The sequence below is a fragment of the Cypionkella sp. genome (genome assembly GCF_028290025.1).
Classification (GTDB): domain Bacteria; phylum Pseudomonadota; class Alphaproteobacteria; order Rhodobacterales; family Rhodobacteraceae; genus Cypionkella.
This window is the reverse complement of sequence record NZ_JAQGKQ010000053.1, coordinates 32,174-48,171: the sequence shown is the minus strand read 5'-3', so window position 1 is coordinate 48,171 and position 15,998 is coordinate 32,174. Positions and strand designations below refer to the sequence as shown.

Annotated in this window: 13 protein-coding genes; 7 read left to right on the top strand and 6 right to left on the bottom strand. The window is 58.4% G+C overall.

The window, feature by feature from the left end; all coding sequences use genetic code 11:
• Positions 1-13: 13 nt before the first annotated feature.
• Positions 14-1,156, bottom strand: coding sequence for an aminodeoxychorismate synthase component I (locus JWS10_RS08690; protein WP_299506422.1), 1,143 nt, complete (start codon positions 1,154-1,156; stop codon positions 14-16).
• 281 nt (positions 1,157-1,437) lie between these two features.
• On the opposite strand from JWS10_RS08690, the gene JWS10_RS08685 reads away from it, so the two are divergent.
• Positions 1,438-2,997: an amino acid permease gene (locus JWS10_RS08685; protein ID WP_299506420.1), complete on the top strand. Its 1,560-nt coding sequence runs from the start codon at positions 1,438-1,440 to the stop codon at positions 2,995-2,997.
• Between the two features lie 67 nt (positions 2,998-3,064).
• Here JWS10_RS08685 and JWS10_RS08680 read toward each other — a convergent pair whose 3' ends face one another.
• Together JWS10_RS08680 and JWS10_RS08675 are read right to left on the bottom strand one after the other, a co-directional pair.
• Positions 3,065-3,454, bottom strand: coding sequence for a type II toxin-antitoxin system VapC family toxin (locus JWS10_RS08680; protein ID WP_299476517.1), 390 nt, complete (start codon positions 3,452-3,454; stop codon positions 3,065-3,067).
• Complete coding sequence (locus JWS10_RS08675; RefSeq protein WP_299476515.1) at positions 3,455-3,682, bottom strand: type II toxin-antitoxin system Phd/YefM family antitoxin; 228 nt, start codon at positions 3,680-3,682, stop codon at positions 3,455-3,457.
• 133 nt (positions 3,683-3,815) lie between these two features.
• Between JWS10_RS08675 and carB the strand changes: the two genes are divergently transcribed.
• Together carB and JWS10_RS08665 are read left to right on the top strand one after the other, a co-directional pair.
• The gene (carB, locus tag JWS10_RS08670) at positions 3,816-7,145 is read left to right on the top strand and encodes a carbamoyl-phosphate synthase large subunit (protein ID WP_299506417.1); all 3,330 of its coding nucleotides are present in this window, start codon (positions 3,816-3,818) and stop codon (positions 7,143-7,145) included.
• A 291-nt stretch (positions 7,146-7,436) separates the two neighbouring features.
• Positions 7,437-8,093, top strand: a complete 657-nt coding sequence (locus JWS10_RS08665; protein ID WP_299506414.1) for a VPLPA-CTERM sorting domain-containing protein — start codon at positions 7,437-7,439, stop codon at positions 8,091-8,093.
• A 151-nt stretch (positions 8,094-8,244) separates the two neighbouring features.
• Here JWS10_RS08665 and JWS10_RS08660 read toward each other — a convergent pair whose 3' ends face one another.
• A complete protein-coding gene (locus JWS10_RS08660) occupies positions 8,245-9,042 on the bottom strand; it encodes a DUF72 domain-containing protein (protein ID WP_299506411.1) in 798 nt (265 codons plus the stop codon).
• A gap of 285 nt (positions 9,043-9,327) precedes the next feature.
• Here JWS10_RS08660 and JWS10_RS08655 point away from each other — a divergent pair, with 285 nt between their 5' ends.
• Positions 9,328-10,689 (top strand): DEAD/DEAH box helicase, encoded by a 1,362-nt coding sequence (locus tag JWS10_RS08655; protein ID WP_299476503.1) that lies wholly within the window; start codon positions 9,328-9,330, stop codon positions 10,687-10,689.
• 165 nt (positions 10,690-10,854) lie between these two features.
• On the opposite strand, the gene JWS10_RS08650 is transcribed toward JWS10_RS08655, so the two are convergent.
• Positions 10,855-11,307 carry a hypothetical protein gene (locus JWS10_RS08650; RefSeq protein WP_299506408.1) on the bottom strand — a complete coding sequence of 151 codons (453 nt, stop codon included), beginning with the start codon at positions 11,305-11,307 and terminating at the stop codon, positions 10,855-10,857.
• A gap of 388 nt (positions 11,308-11,695) precedes the next feature.
• On the opposite strand from JWS10_RS08650, the gene JWS10_RS08645 reads away from it, so the two are divergent.
• On the top strand, positions 11,696-12,274 hold the full coding sequence (locus tag JWS10_RS08645; RefSeq protein WP_299506487.1) for a thymidine kinase: 579 nt from the start codon (positions 11,696-11,698) through the stop codon (positions 12,272-12,274).
• On the opposite strand, the gene JWS10_RS08640 is transcribed toward JWS10_RS08645, so the two are convergent.
• Positions 12,271-13,191, bottom strand: a complete 921-nt coding sequence (locus JWS10_RS08640; protein ID WP_299506405.1) for a DMT family transporter — start codon at positions 13,189-13,191, stop codon at positions 12,271-12,273. The genes JWS10_RS08645 and JWS10_RS08640 overlap by 4 nt on opposite strands.
• Positions 13,192-13,289: 98 nt before the next feature.
• Between JWS10_RS08640 and JWS10_RS08635 the strand changes: the two genes are divergently transcribed.
• Together JWS10_RS08635 and JWS10_RS08630 are read left to right on the top strand one after the other, a co-directional pair.
• On the top strand, positions 13,290-14,915 hold the full coding sequence (locus tag JWS10_RS08635; RefSeq protein ID WP_299506402.1) for an AMP-binding protein: 1,626 nt from the start codon (positions 13,290-13,292) through the stop codon (positions 14,913-14,915).
• A gap of 64 nt (positions 14,916-14,979) precedes the next feature.
• Positions 14,980-15,993 (top strand): hypothetical protein, encoded by a 1,014-nt coding sequence (locus JWS10_RS08630; RefSeq protein WP_299506400.1) that lies wholly within the window; start codon positions 14,980-14,982, stop codon positions 15,991-15,993.
• Positions 15,994-15,998 lie beyond the last annotated feature (5 nt).

The following is a 15,998-nucleotide window of genomic DNA, read 5'->3' as shown; positions in this document are numbered from 1 at the left end:
GTCTCGATCAGCTTTAGTCCCGGCGCACCAGCCCCTGCACGTAACGCGCTTTCCACAACGCCTCCTCCCATTCGCCCTCGGTCGTGCTGTCCTGCACCACACCGCCGCCAACATTCAGCGTGATTTCACCACCCTCGAACACCGACAACGTCCTGATCGCCACCGAAAAAGACGCCGCCCCATCCGGTGCCATCCAGCCAATCGCGCCGCAGTAGGCCCCACGCGCAAATGGCTCCACCTCGCGGATAATCTGCATAGCGCGGATCTTCGGCGCACCAGTGATTGATCCGCAGGGGAACAGCGCCGTCATTACCCCCGCCATGCTCGGGGCCTCAACCAACTGCCCGACCACGCGGCTGACCATCTGATGCAGCGTCGCATAGCTTTCTACCGCGAACAATTCCGGCACCTTGACCGAGCCGACCTTCGCCACCCGGCTGATATCATTGCGTAGCAGATCGACGATCATCAGGTTTTCCGCCTGACCTTTGGCCGACCCACGCAATTCCTCTGCCAGTTCCGCGTCGCGTACTGGGTCGGCATCACGCGGCGCGGTGCCCTTCATTGGCCGCGCCTCGATCCGCCCGCTTGCGTCTATCCGCACGAACAACTCCGGCGAACGTGACACCAGCACCGGACCCACGCCCAGATCTACGAAACTGCCATGCCCCACCGCCTGCCGCGCCCGCAAAGCGCCGTAAAGCCCCAGCGCGCTGCCGTGCAACAGCCGGGTCCGCAGCGGGAATGTCAGGTTAATCTGATAACAATCGCCCGCCGCGATATAGGCCATGACGCTTTCCATCGCCAAACCGTAATCGGCCCGGCTGATCGCAGGCTCCAACGCCGCCACCACGACACCACGCGCTTCAGCATTGGCCCGCGCCAACACCTCAGCCGGATCAGACGGCCCGGCAAACACCCCGAACACCAGCAACGGCAGCACCGTATCCGGTGGCATCAGGCCCGCAAGCTTCGGCTCCAAAGCATAACCCGCCTCATAGCCGATATATCCCGCCACCCATTTGCCCTGCGCCCGCGCCGCATCCAAAGCCGCCAATGCCGGGGCCACATCGCCCGCAGCCCGCGCCACGATCAACGCCTCCGCGCCGTCAAACAGCGCAAGGCCACCGCCCGGTCCGTCTTCGATCAGGATCACGCCAGCGCCCCTTGTTACCCTGCGTACCACCTATGCCAGCCCCGACCACAAATCCAGTCTCAGCCTGCCCCGGCAAATCAACCTCTGCCCTTCAAAGGTGCGATTAAGTCGCGAAAATCACCACCAAACACCGCCGCGTCCCCTTAGTTTCCCCTGATTTCTGTAAATATCTATTCAAAGCTTGCCAGACTGAATAATCCGCGCTTCCCTAGCGTTAGGGACGGCATAACGTCGCACCGCCAGCAATAATAACGACCAATCAACGGTTCGGAGGGTACTAAATGGCATCGGAAGACTATACCGATAAAGATGCGCATGAGGACATCAAAGTCCTGCATGGCATGGGCTACGCGCAAGAGCTTTCGCGCTCTATGTCGAAATTTTCCAACTTCGCAATCTCGTTCTCGATCATCTGCATCCTGTCAGGCGGCATCAACTCGTTTGCGCAAGCGATCGGTTCGGTTGGCGGCGCGGGCGCTGGTATCGGCTGGATCGTGGGCTGCCTGATCTCGGGAATGTTCGCGCTGGCAATGGCGCAAATCGCGAGCGCCTTCCCGACAGCGGGCGGGCTTTACCACTGGGGCTCCATCCTTGGCGGCCGCTTCATCGGCTGGCTGACGGCATGGATGAACTTGCTGGGCCTGATCACCGTGCTGGGTGCCATCAACATCGGCACCGCGTTCTTCTTTGCTGGCACCTTCGGGCCGATGTTCGGCTTTACCGGCACCGCGGGCGAAGTCGTAGGCTTTGTCGCCGTCATCACCGTAGCTCAAGCCTTGTTCAACCACCTCGGCATCAAAGTCACCGCGATGCTGACCGATATCTCGGGCTATATCATCTTCGCAGCCACCGCCGCCTTGGTGCTGGCCTGCCTGTTCTACGCCCCAGCCATCGACATCTCGCGGCTGTGGACCTTCACCAACTACTCAGGCGAAGCGGGGGGCAACGTGTTCCCGCAAACCGAGAATATGGGCTATCTGTTCCTGCTGTGCCTACTTTTGCCAGTTTACACCATCACCGGCTATGACGCTTCGGCCCATACCTCTGAAGAAACCGTGAAAGCCGCGCATTCCGTGCCGCGCTCGATCATTTCCGCCGTGGTCTGGTCGTCACTGATCGGCTGGATCATGGTTTGCGCAATCACCCTTGCGATCCCGGATATGGCCGTTGCGGCGGGCCAAGGCTGGTCGATGTTCTTCTTGACGCTCGACGCCATCATGCCAGCGGGCCTGAAAAACGTGCTGTATTTTGCCATCCTGATCAGCCAACTGCTCTGCGGTCTGGCCACCGTTACCTCTGCCAGCCGGATGCTGTTCGCTTTTTCTCGCGATGGCGGCATCCCCGGCGCATCGGCGGCTTTGGCGAAAGTTTCGCCGAAATACCGCACCCCTGTCAACGCGATCTGGACAGCGGCCGTGTTGGAAATCCTCTATGTTTTCGCCGCCCAATTCGTCTCGGTCGGCGGCACCAACCTTTACACCATCGTGGTGAACTCAACGCTGGTGTTCCTGTTCTTGTCCTTCGCGATCCCGCTCACCTGCGGTATGCTCGCCTATGGCACCGATAAATGGAAAACCCCCGGCCCTTGGGCAATGCCTGCGGGCCTCTACAAACTGATCTCGGCACTGTCGATTGTCGGTATGCTGATCATCTTTTACATCGCCATCCAACCGCCAAACGACAAAGTGCTGTGGATCGTGCTGGGCTTCATCGCCCTAGCCTTGGTGATCTGGTTCGCGTTCGAAAACCGCCGCTTTGTAGGCCCACCGATTGGAGCCGAGGTCGAAAAACGCCGCGCCTCCATCGCTGCGGCAGAAGCAGCAGTCGGTCAGAGGTCCTAAGTCGCTGATATGAAACAAAAGGCGGCGGGGAAAATCCTGCCGCCTTTTTTCTATGCCAACGATCCCGCTACCAAATCCGCCTTAAGCCGGGAATCGTATCAAACGCCGTGTCAGCCGAAATAAAATCCATCCCGCCCGCCAAAGCCGTGGCCGCCAATATCCGGTCAAACGGGTCGCGGTGGTCCCAGTCCAGCAGACCAGCCCGCGTAGCAATGGCAGGATTCATCTCCGCAAAAACAAAGCCCTGCCTTTTCACGGCTTGCTCTAAAGCTACGGCATAACCCGTCATTTCGGGCCATCTACCCAAGCGAACTTTCTGCGCAACTTCATACAAACTGATTGGGCTTACCGCGATAAAAGTAGCATTTCCCATCGCCGTCATCGCATGCAGTGTCAAATTTGGGTTGGTCGTCAAAGCCCATGCCCAACTGTGAGTGTCCAAAAGGACGCCCGCCACCTATTCCCACTCTCGCAGTTCTTCTTCGGTCATAGGCTCCAGAAAATCCGGTACTGGCATGCCGATAAACTCGGGCAAACCAAAATTGAACTTCGCTTTTGCCTGCGGCAGTGGCTCTATCCGCACCGCAGGTTTACCATCGCGCGCAATAATCACTTCTTCACCCCGCAGCGCGGCCTCAATCAACTTTGAAAGCTGGGTTTTCGCCTCGTGAACGTTGACTTGCATCGCACACCCTTCAGTTTGCTTAGCTAACATAGCTAACCTCCGACCAAAATGCAAGCCAAGCTACCCCGGAATCCGCTTGCGCCCCCGCGTCGCATGGCTATAACCCGCGAAGTTTTGCGCATTGGGGGCCGACATGCCGAAAAGAACCGACATCAAATCCATTATGATCATCGGTGCGGGCCCAATCGTTATCGGCCAAGCCTGTGAGTTCGACTATTCCGGCGCGCAAGCCTGCAAAGCCCTGCGCGAAGAAGGGTACCGGGTGATCTTGGTTAACTCTAACCCGGCGACGATTATGACCGACCCGGGCCTCGCCGATGCGACCTATATTGAGCCGATTACCCCCGAAGTTGTCGCTAAAATCATCGAAAAAGAGCGTCCCGACGCTTTGCTGCCCACCATGGGCGGCCAAACCGGCTTGAACACCGCGCTGGCACTCGCCGACCTTGGCATCTTAGATAAGTTCAACGTCGAGTTGATCGGGGCGAAGCGCGAAGCCATCGAAATGGCCGAAGACCGCAAGCTGTTCCGTGAGGCTATGGACCGCATTGGTCTCGAAAACCCCAAAGCCACCATCATTGCCGCGCCGAAATTGCCGAACGGCAAATACGACATCTCGGCGGGCGTGGCTGAGGCGATTGCCGCCATCGAATACGTAGGCTTACCGGCCATCATCCGCCCCGCCTTCACCCTCGGCGGCACCGGCGGCGGCGTCGCCTACAACCGTGACGACTTTGAAGCGATCTGCCGATCGGGGCTAGAGGCCAGCCCAATGGCGCAAATCCTTGTCGACGAATCGCTGCTCGGCTGGAAAGAGTTTGAGATGGAGGTGGTGCGCGACACCGCCGACAACGCCATCATCATCTGCGCCATCGAAAATATCGACCCCATGGGCGTCCACACTGGCGACAGTATTACCGTCGCTCCTGCCCTAACGCTGACCGACAAAGAATATCAGATCATGCGCAACGGCTCTATCGCCGTGCTGCGCGAAATCGGTGTCGAAACCGGTGGCTCCAACGTGCAATGGGCGATCAACCCCGCCGACGGCCGCATGGTGGTGATCGAGATGAACCCGCGCGTCTCGCGTTCGTCAGCTTTGGCATCAAAAGCCACCGGTTTTCCCATCGCCAAAGTTGCCGCCAAACTCGCGGTCGGCTACACCTTGGACGAACTCGACAACGATATAACCAAAGTCACCCCGGCGTCGTTTGAACCCGCCATCGACTACGTCGTCACCAAAATCCCGCGCTTCGCGTTTGAGAAATTCCCCGGCAGCGAGCCGAACCTCACCACCGCAATGAAATCGGTCGGCGAAGTGATGGCCATCGGCCGCACCATCCACGAGTCGATGCAAAAGGCGCTGGCGTCTTTGGAAACCGGCCTCTCCGGCTTCGATGAAATCGCCATTCCCGGCGCGCCCGATAAAGTCGCGATCACCCTCGCCCTCTCGAAAGCCACCCCGGACCGTCTGCGCGTCATCGCCCAAGCCATGCGCCACGGTCTGTCCGACGACGAAATCAACGCGATCACCAGCTTCGATCCATGGTTCCTTGCCCGCATCCGCGAAATCATCGAGGCCGAAGCGGTGATCCGCGCCAAAGGTCTGCCGCTTGACGCCACAGGTATCCGTAAACTCAAAATGATGGGCTTCACAGACGCTCGCCTCGCCATGCTGACCGGCCGGGATGAGGCGCAAATCCGCCGCGCCCGCCGCAACCTTGGCGTGGTCGCCGTATTCAAACGTATCGACACCTGCGCCGCCGAGTTTGAGGCCCAGACCCCCTATATGTACTCCACCTACGAAGCCCCCGCGATGGGCGACGTCGAATGCGAAGCGCGGCCTTCGAACGCGAAGAAAGTCGTCATTCTCGGCGGTGGCCCGAACCGTATCGGTCAGGGCATTGAGTTCGACTACTGCTGCTGCCATGCTTGCTATGCGCTGACGGCTGCGGGCTATGAAACGATTATGGTGAACTGCAATCCGGAAACCGTTTCGACCGATTACGACACCTCGGATCGTCTGTACTTTGAGCCGCTCACCCTCGAACACGTCCTCGAAATCCTGCGAGTTGAGCAAGAAAACGGCACCTTGCACGGCGTTATCGTGCAATTTGGCGGCCAAACCCCGCTGAAACTTGCCAATGCCCTGCACGCCGAGGGCATTCCTATCCTCGGCACCACGCCTGACGCGATTGACCTCGCCGAAGACCGCGAGCGTTTTCAACAGCTTCTGCACAAGCTGGATCTGAAGCAACCGCATAACGGCACCGCGCGCAGCCGCGATGAAGCTTTCGCGGTGGCGAAAGACGTCGGCTATCCTTTGGTCATCCGCCCCTCCTTCGTTTTGGGTGGCCGCGCGATGGAAATCATCCGCGACGACGCCCAACTTGAACGCTATATCCGCACCGCCGTGCAGGTTTCCGGCGACAGCCCGGTGCTGCTCGACAGTTACCTCTCTGGTGCCATTGAGGTTGACGTAGATGCGTTAAGCGACGGTAAAAAAGTGCATGTTGCTGGAATCATGGAACATATTGAGGAAGCGGGCGTCCATTCGGGCGATTCGGCCTGCTGCCTGCCGCCGCATTCGCTGAGCCCTGAGATCATTGCCGAGCTCAAAAAGCAAACCGTACAGATGGCTCTCGCCCTCAACGTAGTCGGCCTGATGAACGTGCAATTCGCCATCAAAGACGGCGTCATTTTCGTGCTCGAAGTCAACCCGCGCGCCAGCCGCACCGTGCCGTTCGTCGCCAAAGCCACCGATAGTGCTATTGCCGCAATCGCCGCACGCCTGATGGCAGGCGAGCCAATGTCAAACTTCCCGCTCCGCGCCCCCTATGCACAGGGCGTCGGCCCCGACACCCCGCTGCCGCTCGCCAACCCCTTCACCCTCGCCGATCCGATAACCCCTTGGTTTAGCGTGAAAGAGGCCGTCCTGCCCTTCGCCCGTTTCGCCGGAGTTGATCCGGTTCTGGGGCCGGAAATGCGCTCCACGGGTGAGGTTATGGGCTGGGATCGCACCTTTGCTTTGGCCTTCCTGAAGGCGCAAATGGGCGCAGGCGTGATCCTGCCCGACGCTGGCCGCGCCTTTGTATCAATCAAAGACATGGACAAAACTGCCGCTTTCGCAACCGCTATGGCAGAACTTGTCGGCCTTGGTTTTGAAATCGTCGCGACCCGAGGCACCGCCGCTTGGCTGACCGCGCAAGGCATCAAAACCACCCATGTCAGCAAAGTCTACGAAGGCCGCCCAAACATCGTAGATCGTTTGAAAAACAATGACATAGCCATGGTGATGAACACCACCGAAGGCACCCAAGCCGTCACCGACAGCCGCGATATTCGCCGCGTCGCCCTGATGGACAAAATCCCGTATTTCACCACCGCTGCGGCCAGTATCGCCGTGGTCGAGGCGATGAAAGCTCGGGGTGAGGGATACGGTGTGCGGACGTTGCAGGGGTAAACGCACGGTCTGCGCTACACTTTTTGAGTAGTTTGCGTCTGACCAAGCTAATTCATGCAAAATACGCTTGCCTATAATTGCTAGGCTGACCTTACGATTCATCCGGCGCGCGAATCGGTTACAAAAAAGAGACCTTGCAAGTTGCGACTGCAAGGCAAAAATCGCGAACCTCCTAACTTACTGAATTTGACCTAGGCTCAACCGCAGCGCGTGCTCACCCTCGTTATATGAATTGTGTCAGCATTGTGGTAGAAATGAGACATTAGAAAATTATACCTAGGGGTTAAAAAAATGAAAATTAGGGTTATTGCTTCTGCGCTTGCGATTGCCATTGCGGGTTTTTCTGCAAGTTTAGCCGGTGCCGCTACGTTCGGCACAATTGGGCCAGATAACGAGGCCCTAGCGCCTTTGGGTCTGACCAATCCGCTGAGCGGCTATTTTGGGGCCAACCTTTATCTGATTGGCAGCAATGTAACTATTCGGGCGACTGTTCTTGGCCAAGAGGCTGGGTATAACAACCGCTTTAGTTTCTATGGGCAGACCTATTCTTCTAACAACCTTACTACATTCGAAAATGACTCCAATGGTGTCGCCCAGTTCTTGCAAAGCGGATTATCGAGCGGTCTGCTTGATTTCTGGTTTGGTGCGAATTCGGCGCTTGCAACACTATCGGCAACAAATGGTACCAACGCTGACAATAGCTCAGCGTCTATTGCAAACTTCTTTGTATCATTCTTACCAAATGCGACGGCCACGTTTGGGCAGAGCGTTTTGCTATTTTTAGATGACGGTGCTGGAGGCACATCTGACAACCACGACGACTTGGTCGTCAGGCTTGACATCGTCGGTGGTCATCTTGCGCCAGTCCCAGTTCCAGCTGCGGGCCTGCTTCTTCTTGGTGCGCTTGGCGGGCTTGCCGCTATTCGTCGTCGCCGCCAGTCGGTTTAAGCTTTAGTGTGTTTCAGAACTGTTTGAATCGGAGCGCTCAGCGCTCCGGTTTTATCTAACGATAGCACTTACTAGGCAACGCATAGGTGCTTTTACGTATGGCCCTTTTCCATAGCAAAAATGGCCGCTTTCTGGGTCGTTAAACCTTTCTTCACAACCGTTCCACAATCCCCATCGCTGCCTGCGGGTTGCGCTGTTTATACCCGCTGATCACATACAGAAACACCTCGCGCGGCGCGGGCTTGGCGGGCTTCGCAAACGTTGCTAGGCCCTTCGGCACATCCCCCGCGGCCCAGACCTTCGCGCGCTCGGCCCACTCGCCCAATGCCTTGGGTGGATATCCCAAAGGCTCATCCTCAACCGTCCCCAGTATGCGGGCATAAACGAAATCTGTCGTAATATCAGCAATTTGCGGGAAATCTCCGTCTGCCGAAACCACAATCCCCACCTCGTGCGACCTCACCAAATCCACAAACTCCGCGCAGGCAAAGCTGTCATGGCGCACTTCGACCGCGTGCCTTAATTGCCGCCCCTCAATCTCTTTCGGCAGCAGCGACAGAAATGCTGCGAAATCCTCGGGATCAAACTTTTTCGTCGCCATAAACTGCCAGTTCAGCGGCCCGAGTTTATCACCCAACCGCGTAATCCCGCTGTTCAGAAACCTTTCCACCGAGGGCCCGGCTTCCGCTAATACCTTGCGATTGGTCGCAAATCTTGGGCCCTTCAGCGCAAAAACAAAGTCATCCGGCGTCTCATCGTGCCAAGACTGAAACGTCGTGGACTTTTGTGAGCCGTAATAAGTTCCGTTTACCTCGATCGAGCTAAACTTGCTGCTGGCGTATTCCAGCTCGCGTTTTTGCACCAGATCATCAGGGAAAAAACTGCCGCGCCACGGCTCAAACGTCCAGCCGCCGATGCCCACGCGGATTTTGCCTTGTTCCTTCGTCATTTAGCCCTCCAAAACCCATTCGCCCTTAATATGCGGCGATTTCGCGCAAATGCAGCGCAAAACTGATCCTGCCTTGACATATCGGCCAAAAGCGCCCATCTGCCACCAATCGGAGTGCCCGTGCCGCGTGAGCATGTGTAAGGCCCCGAGACTGGTTCCCACCGCACGCAGGGGTTCCGCGACGGCCACGGTATTGGGCAAGCGCCTGATACGAGGGGGCGTCGCTTCCCACTGCCGCCCCTTTTTGGGGTGGACGGGCGGCTTTGGGCCGCCGGAAAGACTGTTATGACCACGACTTTCGCAGACCTCGGGCTTTCGGAAACCATTCTGAAAGCGCTTGAGAAAACCACACTGAAAATGCCATCGCCGATTCAGGTTGAGGCAATTCCGCATATCATGGCGGGCAAAGATTTGATGGGTCTGGCGCAGACCGGCACCGGCAAAACCGCCGCGTTTGGCCTGCCCTTGCTGCACCGCATCCTTGATCTAGGCCACCCGCCTGCGCCGAAAACCGTGCGGGCTTTGATCCTAGCACCGACCCGCGAACTTGTCGCGCAAATTGCTGATAACCTTGAGGTTTTTACCAAAGGCACCTCAGTTAAAGTGGCTATGGTTGTCGGCGGCGCTAGCCTGTTCAAGCAAGCTGAACGCCTAAAACGCGGCGCTGATATCCTTGTCGCTACCCCCGGTCGTCTGATCGACTTGCTGGAGCGTGGCGATGTCTCGCTTCACGCCACTGGCTATCTGGTGCTGGACGAAGCCGACCACATGCTCGACATGGGTTTCATCCATTCCCTGCGCAAAATCGCCAAGCATATCCCGCTGAAACGCCAGACTTTGCTGTTCTCGGCGACCATGCCGAAGGATATTGAGGAACTGGCTTCGACCTACCTGCAAAACCCGATCAAGGTGCAGGTTGCACCTCCGGGCAAGCCAGTTGAGCGCATCGACCAAGGCGTGCATTATTTGCCAAATGGCGATAAGGCACTGATGTTGAAAGAATATCTGCTGAAGCATCCGGGCGAGCAGGCGCTTGTGTTTGGCCGTACCAAGCATGGTTCGGAAAAGCTGATGAAGCTGTTGGTGGCTTGGGGCTTTAAGGCAGGCTCGATCCACGGCAACAAAAGCCAGAACCAGCGCGACCGCACTTTGACCGAGTTCCGTAAGGCGGAGTTGGACGTGCTGGTCGCGACCGATGTGGCTTCGCGCGGCATCGACATTCCCGGCGTGCGCTATGTGTATAACTTCGACATGCCGAACGTGCCAGAAAACTACGTTCACCGCATTGGCCGGACTGCACGGGCTGGCAAAGAAGGCACCTCGATTTCCTTCTGTGCTCCGGCAGAGATGGGTGAGTTGCAAGCCATTGAAAAGCTGTTGAAAAAGCCGATCCCGATTTTGGGTGGCGCGCCTTGGGCAGCAGATGCGGTTGCGGCTGCTCCGAAGCCCGGCCAGAATCGCGGTCAACGCCCCGGCCAAAGTCGCGGTGGTCAAAAAGCTGGCAGCCAGCCGATCCAACGCGCGGCCCCCGGCAAGCCCGGTGCCAAACCGCAAGGCAAGCCGAAGCCCGCTGGCGGTAGCTTTGCTCCGCGTCGTGCGGATGGTGCAGCTAAGCCACGCAGTGCGGTCGCTCGCACGCCACGCTAAAGGCATAGTTGCGAGCCGTCGAACTCGCTCAAGGATCGGGCGAATTCGCTGCACGGCCAAACCGCAACAGTCAAAATGAAAGCGCCCGGAGATCATCCGGGCGCTTTTCATTTTATCCAAGCTATAGTTCAGATTATAAAACCAGTTAGCCGATTAGCAGCCCAGTTAACTAACCTCGTCTTCCAAGCTCAGCTTCATATCCAGCAGAACCTGTTGAATTGCCAAGGTTTCCCGCAGCATTCGCTTGGCCTCGTTGACCGAGATCACCCCGTCGCCAATCGCCATATTATACTCGGCCATAAGCATCGCAAAGCGTTGTGCCAGCGCCACAACGTCGCCGTTGACGCCCTTGCTGTCAGAGTTGCGCTTTTCAGGGTCGTAGCTAAGCGTGATGCCGCGGAGCTCCGCCAAAGCCGAAGTTACATGCGGGAAGCGCGCCGCCGACTCTAGTTGGGCCACCACGTCTACAGGCATGAAGCGATCATCATGCTCACCAGAATCCGAATAATATCGTCCCAACGTTGCCTTCGATTTGCCCGTCAACGCGCAGGCCGCTTCGATGCCTACATCCTTAACCAGCGCCTCAGTGTGTTTTTTTAGATAACTTTCGCTACTCATGACTGTCTAACCTTATCAAACCACCTAAACCGGGGAATTCACTGTGTGTTTTCCCCATTAATCTCGTCCTAAGAGTTTGTCATTGATAAAGGTGTTCCGGGCAACCGGAACTGTAACGAGTGTTCAGCGCCTCGGTGCTGATATGGGTGGGGTCCGCCGTGCATATGTCCTTCGGGGCAAGTGTATCGCGCGGCGGACCTGTCTGCTTTAGGTTTGGTGGCTAGGTTCGCCCTGTCACGCGTTTCGTATCAAGATGGGTTGGTTGAACCCCACCGTTAACGTGTTTTTTTTGGTATGTGTCCGGTGGCCCTTTGCCATCACGCAAGGTGAGCCCGTGACTTCCTCGCACGGGCTTGCAAGCCAGCTTGGCCATGCGCTAAATCAGTGCATGGCCAAGCTGTATTTCAACTATTCAACGATGAACGCGGGCAAATCGACCCTGCTGTTGCAAGCCTCGCACAACTACCGCGAAGGTGGGATGCAGACTTATCTGATCACCGCGCAGTTTGACAATCGCGCCGGAGAGGGTCGCATATCCAGCCGCATCGGCATTGGTGAGCCTGCCGATACATTCGCCCCCGGCGACGATATGTATGCCAAGCTGCAAGCGCGCTTCGCGCAAGGCCCGGTCGCTTGCGTGCTGGTGGATGAGGCGCAGTTCCTGACAAAATCGCAGGTCTGGCAACTGGCCTGTGCTGTCGATGATCTGGGTGTGCCCGTGATGTGCTACGGGCTTCGCGTTGATTTCCAAGGCAATTTGTTTCCCGGCTCGGCGGCTTTGTTGGCTTGGGCGGATGAGATGCGCGAAGTTCGCACGATTTGCCGCTGCGGCAAGAAGGCGACGATGGTGATGCGTCGTGGCCCAGATGGCCGCGCACTGAGGGAAGGTGAGCAGGTGCAAATCGGTGGCAACGAGACCTATGTTTCGCTGTGTCGCAGGCATTGGCGCGAGGCTGTGGGCGACTAAGCTTCCACTGCCCGCGCCCGCAGTGCGATCATTGATCCTGCGGCTACGATCAGCACCATTCCCAGCACCGCCAAAGGCGTCAGAGTCTCGCGCCAGATCACATAAGACCAGAACGCCGACGCAGGCAGTATGACGTATTCCAGCACGCTCGCCCGACTGGCCTCGGTGATCTGATACGCCCTGATCATCATGCCGACCCCGACCAAAGACCCGGCCGCCTGCACGAAAGTCCAGAAGTAAAACTCACCCGAAGCCCAGACCGCGCCGCGCTGCAAAAAGCCGTCGGTGCCGACCGGAACCGCAATCGGCCACAGCGCCAGCGTGGTCATACCCACCGCCCCAATCACCCCCAAAGCGACAAAAAACCCAGCCAGCAACGTCTCGGCGCTTTCTTCCGGGCACCACTCGCGTGTGGCAATATTACCCATCGCATACATCGCCCCCGCGACAACTGGGAGCAAAGCCGCCAAAGACGCACCCGACATCGCTTCCGGCCCTAGCACCAGAATAACGCCAAGAAACCCCACAGCCACTGCGATAATCCGCACCGGGCCAATCACATGCCCATAGGCAAAGCGAGAGATCAACAAAACAAAGATCGGCGCGGTGAACAGCCCTGCGGCAACCAAAGCCACAGGCAGAAACGCCAGTGCGCCGAAATAAATCACCATCGCCAGCCCGTGAATTGTAGACCGCGCCACCACCGCCCGCAGGTTCACCGGGCGCAACCGCAGCCGCAATGGAAGCGCCAACAGCCCCAGCAAAACCATCGCCATTAGCGTGCGGGTAAAGTGGAACTGCCAAAGCCCAGCCTCCGCCGCGATCACCTTCACGTAATTGTCGGTAAAGCCGATAATCATCGCATAGGTCAGGATCAGCCCTGCGGCGGCTAAAGTATGGTCTTTTGTCGCGCTCACAGCATGATCCTTCGGTTTTCAGCTTCCCAACTGCCCGGAACGCTTCCACTCTGCACGTCAGAATGCGACATATCGCACGCAGTTTCGGGGAGGAAACGATGGGCTGGCTTGCAGACGAAACCGGGCTTGGCAAAACGCGGGCCAATTATACGCCGCTCACGCCTCTCTCTCACCTGCGCCGGGCCGCCGATGTGTTCGCGCATCGCACCGCGATCATCTGGAAATCCACCCGCCTTACTTACGCCGACTATGCCAGCCGCGTCAGCCAGCTTGCCAGCGCCCTCGCGCAAAACGATATCCAACCGGGCGATGTGGTGGCGACCCTGCTGCCCAACATCCCGCAACAAGCCGAGGCGCATTTTGGCGTCCCGGCCTGTGGAGCCGTGTTGAACACCATCAACACGAGGTTGGAGCCGGAGACCGTCGCCTATATCTTCGGCCATGCGGGCGCAAAACTGCTTTTGTGCGACACTGCCTTCCTGCCACTGGCCGAAGCCGCCATCGCGCTGATGACCACTCCGGCCCCGCAGATCATTGAGATCGTCGATCACGGCTTTACCGCGTCCGGTCGCTATCAAACCTATGAAGATTTCCTCGACCATGGCGACCCGAACTACGCTTGGCTGATGCCAGAGGATGAATGGGAAAGCATTGCGATCAATTACACCTCGGGCACCACTGGCCGCCCCAAAGGCGTCGTCACCCACCATCGCGGCGCTTACTTAGCCACCACCGCCAACACAATCGCTTGGCGGATGCAGCTTTTCCCGACCTACCTCACCATCGTGCCGCTGTTCCATTGCAACGCTTGGTGCCACGCTTGGATGATCCCAATGCTCGGCGGCACCGTGGTCTGCTGCCGCGATGTCACCGCCAAAGCGATCTATGACGCCATCGCCGACGAAGGCGTCACCCATTTCGGCGGAGCGCCGATCGTCTTGAACACCATAGTGAACTGCCGCGAGGAAGACCGCCGCGCCTTCACCCATGTTGTAGAGGTTTTCACCGCAGGCGCACCGCCCGCAGCCGCCACCCTTGCCGCGTTTGAACCGCTTGGCTTCAACGTCACGCAAGTCTACGGCCTCACCGAAACCTACGGCCCCGCCACCGAATGTCTGTGGCAAACCGAATGGGAAGCCACCACCGGCGATGACCGATCCGCCCTGAAAGCCCGCACTGGCGTCGCGATGGCGATGCTGGAGGGTGCCGAAGTCCACGACACCCACGGCAATCCCGTCCCTCGCGATGGCGCGCATCTGGGTGAAATCGCCATGCGCGGCAATATGGTGATGAAGGGGTATTACAAAAACCCCGAAGCCACCGCAGAGGCTTTCAAAGGCGGCTGGTTCCGCACTGGCGACATCGCTTTCCAAACAGCTGACGGCTATCTGAAGATCACCGACCGCGCCAAAGACATCATCATCTCTGGCGGTGAGAACGTCTCCTCGGTTGAGGTTGAAGGCGCTTTGATGCACCACCCCGCCGTGTTGCTCTGCGCCGTTGTTGCCAAACCTGATGCCAAGTGGGGCGAGGTGCCTTGCGCCTTTGTCGAACTGAAACCGGGTGCTACTGCCACCGAGGCAGAGCTCATCGCGCATTGCCGCACGCGCCTTGCTGGCTTCAAAACCCCTAAATGCGTGGTATTTTCTGAGCTTCCCAAGACCTCCACCGGCAAAATCCAGAAGTTTGAACTGCGTGCAGTGGCGAAACTGATGGACGCGTGATTGTGGCCTGCAAAGCGAACGGCTATCGTTGCGCGATGTTGGTTTTGAAAGACAATTCTGCGCGATGACGGCACTTCGTAAATACCTGCGGCTGGAAAGCTCGGGGCTGTGGCGCGAAACCGCCTCGGCGCAGCTGCGTGAGGTTATTGTCGGTCTGCGCGAGGCCACGTTGGTGCTGTCCGATCCGAAGACCGAGATGGCCTTGGCGCAATGGTCGCTGCCTGCATTAGAGCGCCGCAATCCCGGCAAAACCCCCGCCCTTTATAGCCCCGGCGATGACGCTGCCGAAACGCTAGAGGTCGATGATCCCGAGATGATGGCGGCACTGGATACCGTGCGCAACGCTTTGGAACGCCGCCGTCCCAAGCCCGGACGCTTGCGCGGTGTGCTGCTGGGCGGCTTCGGCGCGGTGATCGGATCGCTGGCGGTGTTCTGGGTTCCCGGCAAGCTGATCGACTACACCGCCGCCATGCTGCCACCCTCCACCCGTAGCGATCTGGGCAAGCTCGCGCTGCAAGATCTGACCAAGCTGACCGGCTCGCCCTGCACCGGCAAGGCTGGCACCGACGCTTCGGTGGCACTGGGTCTGCGGATAAACCCGATCCATCCGCCGCATGTGCTGGTGGTGCGCGACGCGCTGAAAGCCCCGCTCGCTTTGCCCGGCGATCTGCTGATCCTGCCCGAAAAGCTGGTGCAAGCCAGCAACCCCGATGCCATCGCGGGCTATATCATGCTGACCAGCGGCCAAGCGGCTTTGGCTGATCCGATGCAACCGCTGCTGGAAAAGGCGGGCCTGTTTGCCACTTTGCGCCTGCTCGCCAGCGGCTCGGTTGCGCCGGAAGCGTTGGATGGCTACGGCCAAACCCTGCTGACCCCGCCCGCGATTACTCTGACGGACGAGGCCGAACTGGCCGCGTTCAAATCGGCCAAAATCACCGCCCAGCCCTACGCCTATGCGCGCGATAAATCCGGCGAAACCACGCTGTCCCTGATAGAGGCCGATCCGTTCCCGAATGGCAGCGAACCTGCCGTGCTCAGCGGCACACAATGGCAAGATTTCCAAACCATCTGCCAATAATCCGC

Coding starts and splice junctions, on each gene's coding strand:
- JWS10_RS08685 (WP_299506420.1), top strand. CDS start 1,438: ATGGCATCGGAAGACTATACCGATAAAGATGCGCATGAGGACATCAAA.
- JWS10_RS08675 (WP_299476515.1), bottom strand. CDS start 3,682: ATGCAAGTCAACGTTCACGAGGCGAAAACCCAGCTTTCAAAGTTGATT.
- carB (WP_299506417.1), top strand. CDS start 3,816: ATGCCGAAAAGAACCGACATCAAATCCATTATGATCATCGGTGCGGGC.
- JWS10_RS08665 (WP_299506414.1), top strand. CDS start 7,437: ATGAAAATTAGGGTTATTGCTTCTGCGCTTGCGATTGCCATTGCGGGT.
- JWS10_RS08660 (WP_299506411.1), bottom strand. CDS start 9,042: ATGACGAAGGAACAAGGCAAAATCCGCGTGGGCATCGGCGGCTGGACG.
- JWS10_RS08655 (WP_299476503.1), top strand. CDS start 9,328: ATGACCACGACTTTCGCAGACCTCGGGCTTTCGGAAACCATTCTGAAA.
- JWS10_RS08650 (WP_299506408.1), bottom strand. CDS start 11,307: ATGAGTAGCGAAAGTTATCTAAAAAAACACACTGAGGCGCTGGTTAAG.
- JWS10_RS08645 (WP_299506487.1), top strand. CDS start 11,696: ATGGCCAAGCTGTATTTCAACTATTCAACGATGAACGCGGGCAAATCG.
- JWS10_RS08635 (WP_299506402.1), top strand. CDS start 13,290: ATGGGCTGGCTTGCAGACGAAACCGGGCTTGGCAAAACGCGGGCCAAT.
- JWS10_RS08630 (WP_299506400.1), top strand. CDS start 14,980: ATGACGGCACTTCGTAAATACCTGCGGCTGGAAAGCTCGGGGCTGTGG.